We start from the raw sequence: 6,775 nt of genomic DNA, 5'->3' as shown, positions 1-6,775 counted from the left end.
ACGGGTGATTTCAGTCCAGGCCATCGTGATCTCCATCGAATCTCGCAAATCCGACAGAATCACAACCTGCTGAAATCACTCAACTCTTTTTGGAACGGACACTGAGACCCAACCCACTCTGATCGATCTCCTGGAATATTTTGGGTTCCAGCATACCGCAACAAAGGAAGATGAGGAGCGGATCTACGAGAAAATGCTGTCGCCTGCTGCACTCCCACCCGTTCCCAGCCAAAGCAGCTTTGACACACACCGCCTGAACTATCCTCGCTTTGTGGTTACTGAGGAGACCGAGGCCTTCGGGATCCCGATACAAGAAGCCTACCATGACGTTCTTTATCCGGACCTTCGCCAGCTTGTGCAGTTTGAATTGTTCGATCCACAAGGCCGCGGTGGAGGCCCCAAACGACCTGGAAACACCATCCGCAAGGTCTATCTTTGCCGCGCGCCGTCCAACCTGGGTGCCCCTGGGGCACTGCTAATGTTCTACAAGGGAAAATCCGACCTCAAGCCATCACAGGCGATTACGGCAATTGGCATTTTGGAAGATATGAAGCTCGCGGAATCGACCCGCGATCTTTTATTGATGACTGGTGGTCGCTCCGTCTACAGCGAGAAGGACCTTGAGGCTTGGCAGGCGACGCCAACGCGTCCCGTTAAGGTGATTAATTATCTCCTAGCCGCATACATGGAGCCCGCAATCCCGATCGCTCGGCTCAGACAGATGGGAGTCTTTGGTGCCCATCCTCCACAGTCGATCTTTCGGATCACGACAGCAAAGTTACGACAGCTGTTGGCCGGTCGTGATCTCGGATTCACGCCATGACAAACCGACGCGTTGTCATCGCTTTGCGGCTAGTGACGCATCATGCGCAAAACCGGTACAGCTTAAATGGCCTGGCCGGCGGCTAGGATAGCGCCTCTTTGATTAGGAGTCATAACGGCGCTTGGGTTCTGGCCCACTCTCCACTCCTCAGCGCACCGCCCGGCGCCGGCCCTCCACCGTATCAAGCCGTTCCTGCAAATGCCCATTCAGCACAATCATCTCCTTGAGCGCCTTCACCGCATCGCCCTGGTGCTGGGCAATGAACTTGTCGGCGATGGCCTGCAGGGCTGCCTCCTGGCGGCTGTCCAGCCTCACGATGTGGTCCATGACGACGGCTCCGATCGTTCCTGTTGAAATTGAACAAAACGGGAACAAAAGTGTCAAGAGCGAATTGACTCTGCGAGGAATGCCTTCCTATTTGTCAGCAGGCGGGGCGGTTGCTCACAAATCGAGGAGAGCCGCGATGGGCAGACGAAAAAGCCGGTTCGACAGGCTGTCGGCGAGGGATGCGGAGGCGATCATCAGCGACGCTTTGAGCCTGCGCCGGACGGTGCTGTCGTCGCAGCTGCATCTTAGGGCGCATGGCGAGCTATTCTGGCAGCTTTGCGGGCTTGTCGAGAAATTGCACGAGGTGCTGGCCAGCGTAGCGGAGAAGGAGCCCGATTATCGGATGGCGGAGCTTGGCCTGCTTCCCCTCCCCGAGGATTACTCGACGCGGAAATGAGCCATGGCCGGGCCGATGGACAGCGTTGGACGTGCCGCCAAGGCCAACATGCTGCTTATCGTGGAGTGCGGCCATTGCTACCATGTTGGACGGTTCAGGGCGAATGACGTGGCCCAGGTGGTGGGCTGGAACAAACCGCTGCAAGCCATCAGGTTCAGGTGCAAGCGATGCAGCCGCAAGGACACGACGGTGAGGACGCAGTTCATCGACCAGGATCATCCGCCCAAGGGCTACATCTGGGTGCTGCAGAAATTCAAGCGCTAAAACAATGAGCCCTGCGCGGGCGCCTGCTCCGGAAACTTGATCTGCGTCGCCGGTTTTTCGACGATCACCAGCGCATCATCGGGCGCCGTGCGCTGCAGGTGCCTTGCCTCCGACCACGGCGCGGTGAGCCAGGTCTCGGTTTCTTCCGGCGTGGTCAGGATCACCGGCATCGCCTTCTCGTGGATCGGCGCGATCAGCGCGTTGGGCTGCGTCGTCATGAAGCCATAGACCTGGTGATCGCCGGGGCCGTCCTTGACCTTGCGAAGGCCCTGCCAATGCGTCCACAGGCCGGCAAAGAAGAACAGCGGGCGGTCCTCGCCGAGTGCAAACCAGTAGTTGCGCTGGATGCCGGTCTCGGGGTCCTTGTCGCCGGGCGTCGGGCTGGGCTCGGCGAAGCTGGTGACGGGCACCACGCAGCGGTTCTCGATGCCGAGATATTGCTGCCAGTGGCCGTATTGCGGATTGCGGATGTTGGTGGTGCCGTAGTCGGCCTTGCCCTTGACCCGCTCCAGTGGCGTCGGCATGCCCCACAGCAGATTGGCCAATTCGCGTTCGCCGTCCGGCGCGTTGCGCACCACCGGGCCGGGCTGGTTGGGATAGATGTCGATGGAGGGTTCGAGATTGCCGAGGATGTCGCGCAAGGCGCGGGTCCACTGGCGGATGGCCTCCTGGCTGGTCGTGATGTTGTAGAGATTGCACATTTTCAGGCCGTTCCCGGATGCTCAGGCATCTTGTTGGAAACGGCCCGGAATTTCCAGCGCTGTCCGTTGGGTTGCTGACACGGCAGGCCGTGTCAGCAATGGCTTTGTGAGACCTACCGCGCCGATTGTCTCATAGCTTGTGCGGCTACCGCCGCGAGAAAAGCCCTCGCCGCGGCATCGCAGGCCGCTCGAGACGGGCCTTTGGCGAAAAGAAGAAGCTCGGCGGCTCGAATGTTGAGCCCGTGCTTCCTTGCGAATGTGGCTAGATCGTAAGGCTTGTTGTCGTAAGGTTCGTCGTAGTCGATCGTCAGATCGTAGTTTTCTTTCATTTTCTTCCTCCCGTTAGCGATCTCCCCCCTCCTGTCGCTAACGCAAAATTAACGTCGATGGCGGCGGGCGAGTCCACCAATCAGAGATTGTGTAAAAAACGTACGAGCTCGCATGCTCACCCTCGCAACGGGCCTGCGAGCAATCGCCGCGGACCGGACCGGTCGAAAGAGCCGATTATGATGGCAATGTTGGAAAGGCTGCCACGGCCTGGTGCTACGGGTGTCCGAGACGCCTAGCGTGCCTAAATGGCCGGCATTTTCATCTTCCAGGCCCCGGTCCGCAGCCGGCCTCGTTGGGTCCGGCTAAAGGATAAATCCGGCTAATAACACTGTAAGGAGCAGCGACAGCGGAACGGCCGCAAGACACCAGATCTCCAACGTGTTGTTTTGCAGCGGGTCCATCATCAGCCTCACTTTTTGGTTTGTCATTGTGACACTAACGGTTGGTCGGAGGTAGCGGTTCCAAGCGACGCCGTTCATAGAGCGCTGCCTATGCTGCATATTAGCAACAGCTTGACGACCGCTACGTACCGCTTGGACAACTTCACTGGCGCCGGTGGATGCGTATTCCGCAGGACTGCAAGCGCCCCTCGGCATCAGTCGTGCGGGGATCGATCGCCGCCCATCATCAGCGCCGAGCCGGTCATGCCCCGGAACCCAATGGCTGCATCTATCTCCGGCCGAAGTTTCGCTACCACCGAACCGATCCGATGTTCACTCCAGCCAGCGATGCGCGTTTACAGGGACCTAAGTCTGACCTGCCTGCGCAATGGTCTTGTGTACGGCCGGCGTCGGGAACAACTGCGCCCGTCTTCAGTTGATGGCGTCACCTCCTCGAGGAGACATCGGCGCAGAATCAGTCCCTTCATGCGCTGATTAGGGTCCGCCTGCCATTGCTGGATTTGGCAGGCGGACCCTTGGTTCTGTACGCTCCAGATGGAAAGCGGGTAAGCTCGGGATCACTCATCATCCCAGAAATCCCGTAGAGACGTATGGCGGAGGTCTTCCTCGCCCCTGAGATGCTTGACCTGGCTTGACATCCGAGACGACCTCCCAGCGCGTGCACGCAGCGGGTCGCCCAGCGCGCGCACGCAGCGGGGTCGCCCTCAGCCTTCCAGCGCCTCGTGCTGGTAAAGCTCGTCCATGCTGAGCGTCGCAAGCGCGGCGAACGGCGCCTGCTTTTTCACGCGGCCGTGGCTCAGGATCACGACGTCGTCGCAGAACGAGATGGTGCTGCGATGATGGCTGATGACAATGGTGGTGCGGCGGCCGGCGCGCGACTTCAGCGTCTCGACGATTGCCGCCTCCGACAGGCCGTCCACCGCATTGGTGGCTTCGTCCAGGATGAGGATATCGGGATCGCGCACCAGCGCTCTGGCCAGCGCGATCCGCTGTCGCTGTCCCGCTGAAAGATTGACGCCGCGGTAGCCGACGACCGTCCGGTAGCCTTGCGGCAGTTGCTCGATGAAGTCATGGGCTTCGGCCAGCCTTGCGGCGCGCTCGGCGTCGTCGGCCGAGGCCGCGTCCTGGCCGTAGATGATGTTGTCGAAAATCGTGCCGTCGACCAGCTCCAGCTCCTGGCTGGCGAGCGCGATGTGCGTTCGCCATTGGCTGGGGTCGATGCGGTCCAGAGGCGATCCATCAACGAGGATCCTGCCGCTATCCGGTTCGACGAAGCGGCACAAAAGATTGACGATCGTCGTCTTGCCGGCGCCCGACCGGCCGATCAGCGCGGTCGAGCGGCCGCTGCGGAGGTCGAAGCTCGCCGCATGCAGCACCACCGCGCGCTGTTCCGAACCAGAATAGGTAAAGGTGACGTCTTCGAACTTGATGCCTTGGCTGAGCCCGGGGAATGGGCTGTTGCCTTGCGGCGGCTGGGGCTTGTCGGACGGGTCCAGCATCCACGTCACCTCTTCAAGCGATCCACTCAGGCCCTGCAGCTGGCTCCAGGCCATTTGCAGCGACCGCATATAGGGCTGCAGCCTGTAGAGCAGGATCACGAAGGCGACGATCAGCGGGAAGGAAACATTGGCGAACCAGGCGCCGATCACCACCGCCAGGAACAGCATGGCGTGCAGAACCTCGGTCACCGGCGGCAAAGCTCCCTGACGCGTCAAAAGCACGAACGCCGCCCGGCGCACCGCATCCGATGCCTGGTCGAATGCCGCCTTCTCGCGTTGCTCCTGGCCAAAAATGCGGATCAGCCGCCCGGCATGCACCAGATGCAGCATCTGCGATGCGAGCTGGCTGTTGCGGGAGGCAACGCTGCGGCTCGGCGCCTTCAAATTGGCCGACAGCATGGCGTGCACGACCTGCACCAGCGCCAGCCCGAGCGTGACCAGCAACGTCATCTGCCACGACAGGAGCAGCAGGAAAGCCAACAGGATGATTGCGGCCGACGCGTTGACGATTGCCCCCAACGTGATCTGGATGGCATCCGAGGCCCGCCAGGATTCGTTGGAGATGATGTTGAGCAGCCGTCCCGGGCTTTGCTGCAGGAAGAACGGGTAGCCTACCCTAAGCAGCTGCTCCGACAGCGCGCTGCGGATCGAATGGCTTGCCTTGCCGTAGATGAATGTGGTCAGCAGCGTATTGGCGTAGGCGAACAGGTTCTTCAGCACGATCGAGCCGAGGATGGCGACCGAAATGACGATCAGCCGGTCGCGCTCGCTCAAGCTCGATCCGACATGCTGGAAGACGGCGGAGAAGCCGGCCATGCCGGTCTGCCCTTGCCCCATGATTATGTTCAGCAACGGAATGATCAGGCCGATGCCGAAGCCTTCAAGCGCGGCGCTGAGCAGCCCGAGCACCACCACGGCAGGAAGCAGGCGCAACTGCTTTCTTCCGAGCGCGCGGCGCAGCATCGGCAGGCTGGGCGGCATCAATCGCATGGTGGCGGATCACCTCGCCTCGGCATTTGCCTGTTGCTCCTGTCGCATCTGCGCCGGCTGCGGCGATTTCGCCAGCAAAAGCACCGCGAACTTGGCCGCGCCGAGCAAATTCATGCCGACGATCGGCCAGTGCGACAGCTTGAGTTCACGATCGAACAGCGGGCCTTTCCCCAGTTCGCGCAAGGCCGCCCTCATCGACCAGTAGAAATGCCGAAGCAGCCACGGCGCGTGGCGGATATGCTTCAGGCAAAGCCCGCCATTGCCCATGCTGTAGTCGCGATGCAGCTTTTCGATGGCCTTGCGGTCGCGCCGGCCGTGATGGTGATAGATGGTCATGTCGGGCACATATTCGACCGGAATGCCGAGCAGCACCGCCCGGACGAGATAGTCCGTATCTTCCGCGGAGCGCAGCGGGCCGCCGGCGCCGAACCGTTCGTCGAAACGGCCGATGCGGGCGGCAACATCGCGGTGCATCGTCATGTTGCAGCCAAGCACGAAGCCGCCGGGATGGACATCCGGCGTAAGCCGCGCGCGCACCGGCGACCGCTTTATGGTGAACGGCAGGTCGCGGGGGTCGCCGATCTCGACCCGCCCACCGCGGATGACCCGTTCGCCGGCCGCATAGTGCCGCTGCAGATCGCGCAGATAATCCTTGTGGACCGCGCAATCGTCATCGACGAAGACCAGCACGCGGCCCCGCGCCCGCTCCAGCCCGGCGTTGCGCGCGGCCGCCAATCCGGGTCGCGGCTCGCGAATGGCCGTGAACGGAATGTCCGAAAGTTCGGCTATGCCGGCCAGCCGCTCTGCTGTGCAGTCGGTCGAACCGTTGTCGACAACCACCAGTTCGGCAGAGAAGGCAGCGTAGGCGCGGCACGCTGCCTGGATCGACTTTATGCAAGGCTCGAGCACGTTGACGCGGTCGCGTGTGCAGACAATGAAGCTGACCTCCGGTGCCGGCCCGTGCTGCGGCCGGGGCGACATGGCCGCCGGCACCTTCGAGCGGCCGCGCTGCTGGAGCTGATGGGATTTGACGACCATGCGCT

General features: G+C 61.5%; 7 protein-coding genes and 1 pseudogene. 3 read left to right on the top strand and 5 right to left on the bottom strand.

Going from position 1 to position 6,775, the window contains the following annotated elements:
* Positions 1 to 76: 76 nt before the first annotated feature.
* Positions 77 to 823, top strand: a pseudogene (locus NKJ91_RS10350) (GNAT family N-acetyltransferase); the annotation flags it as partial.
* A gap of 147 nt (positions 824 to 970) precedes the next feature.
* Here NKJ91_RS10350 and NKJ91_RS10345 read toward each other — a convergent pair.
* Positions 971 to 1,150 carry a hypothetical protein gene (locus NKJ91_RS10345; RefSeq protein ID WP_352451462.1) on the bottom strand — a complete coding sequence of 60 codons (180 nt, stop codon included), beginning with the start codon at positions 1,148 to 1,150 and terminating at the stop codon, positions 971 to 973.
* Positions 1,151 to 1,286: 136 nt separating this feature from the next.
* Here NKJ91_RS10345 and NKJ91_RS10340 point away from each other — a divergent pair, with 136 nt between their 5' ends.
* Together NKJ91_RS10340 and NKJ91_RS10335 are read left to right on the top strand one after the other, a co-directional pair.
* Positions 1,287 to 1,547, top strand: coding sequence for a hypothetical protein (locus tag NKJ91_RS10340; protein ID WP_352455450.1), 261 nt, complete (start codon positions 1,287 to 1,289; stop codon positions 1,545 to 1,547).
* A 3-nt stretch (positions 1,548 to 1,550) separates the two neighbouring features.
* Positions 1,551 to 1,811, top strand: a complete 261-nt coding sequence (locus NKJ91_RS10335; protein WP_352455449.1) for a hypothetical protein — start codon at positions 1,551 to 1,553, stop codon at positions 1,809 to 1,811.
* Here the strand turns inward: NKJ91_RS10335 and NKJ91_RS10330 are convergent.
* The 4 genes from NKJ91_RS10330 to NKJ91_RS10315 form a co-directional block, all read right to left on the bottom strand.
* The gene (locus NKJ91_RS10330) at positions 1,808 to 2,512 is read right to left on the bottom strand and encodes an SOS response-associated peptidase (protein ID WP_352455448.1); all 705 of its coding nucleotides are present in this window, start codon (positions 2,510 to 2,512) and stop codon (positions 1,808 to 1,810) included. The two genes, NKJ91_RS10335 and NKJ91_RS10330, sit on opposite strands and share 4 nt — an antisense overlap.
* A gap of 113 nt (positions 2,513 to 2,625) precedes the next feature.
* Positions 2,626 to 2,841, bottom strand: a complete 216-nt coding sequence (locus NKJ91_RS10325; RefSeq protein WP_023677289.1) for a hypothetical protein — start codon at positions 2,839 to 2,841, stop codon at positions 2,626 to 2,628.
* 1,106 nt (positions 2,842 to 3,947) lie between these two features.
* Complete coding sequence (locus NKJ91_RS10320; RefSeq protein WP_352455447.1) at positions 3,948 to 5,732, bottom strand: ABC transporter ATP-binding protein; 1,785 nt, start codon at positions 5,730 to 5,732, stop codon at positions 3,948 to 3,950.
* Positions 5,733 to 5,741: 9 nt separating this feature from the next.
* Positions 5,742 to 6,770 carry a glycosyltransferase family 2 protein gene (locus NKJ91_RS10315; RefSeq protein ID WP_502903566.1) on the bottom strand — a complete coding sequence of 343 codons (1,029 nt, stop codon included), beginning with the start codon at positions 6,768 to 6,770 and terminating at the stop codon, positions 5,742 to 5,744.
* Positions 6,771 to 6,775: the final 5 nt, after the last annotated feature.

The sequence above is a fragment of the Mesorhizobium sp. M0040 genome (assembly GCF_040323505.1).
Taxonomy (GTDB): Bacteria; Pseudomonadota; Alphaproteobacteria; order Rhizobiales; family Rhizobiaceae; genus Mesorhizobium.
Note: the sequence above shows the minus strand (reverse complement) of the source record. Positions and strands in the feature narration are given on the sequence as shown.

Excerpts from the sequence above, each read along its gene's own strand:
- NKJ91_RS10325 (WP_023677289.1), bottom strand. The coding sequence starts at position 2,841 with ATGAAAGAAAACTACGATCTGACGATCGACTACGACGAACCTTACGAC.
- NKJ91_RS10335 (WP_352455449.1), top strand. The coding sequence starts at position 1,551 with ATGGCCGGGCCGATGGACAGCGTTGGACGTGCCGCCAAGGCCAACATG.
- NKJ91_RS10345 (WP_352451462.1), bottom strand. The coding sequence starts at position 1,150 with ATGGACCACATCGTGAGGCTGGACAGCCGCCAGGAGGCAGCCCTGCAG.
- NKJ91_RS10320 (WP_352455447.1), bottom strand. The coding sequence starts at position 5,732 with ATGCGATTGATGCCGCCCAGCCTGCCGATGCTGCGCCGCGCGCTCGGA.
- NKJ91_RS10330 (WP_352455448.1), bottom strand. The coding sequence starts at position 2,512 with ATGTGCAATCTCTACAACATCACGACCAGCCAGGAGGCCATCCGCCAG.
- NKJ91_RS10315 (WP_502903566.1), bottom strand. The coding sequence starts at position 6,770 with ATGGTCGTCAAATCCCATCAGCTCCAGCAGCGCGGCCGCTCGAAGGTG.
- NKJ91_RS10340 (WP_352455450.1), top strand. The coding sequence starts at position 1,287 with ATGGGCAGACGAAAAAGCCGGTTCGACAGGCTGTCGGCGAGGGATGCG.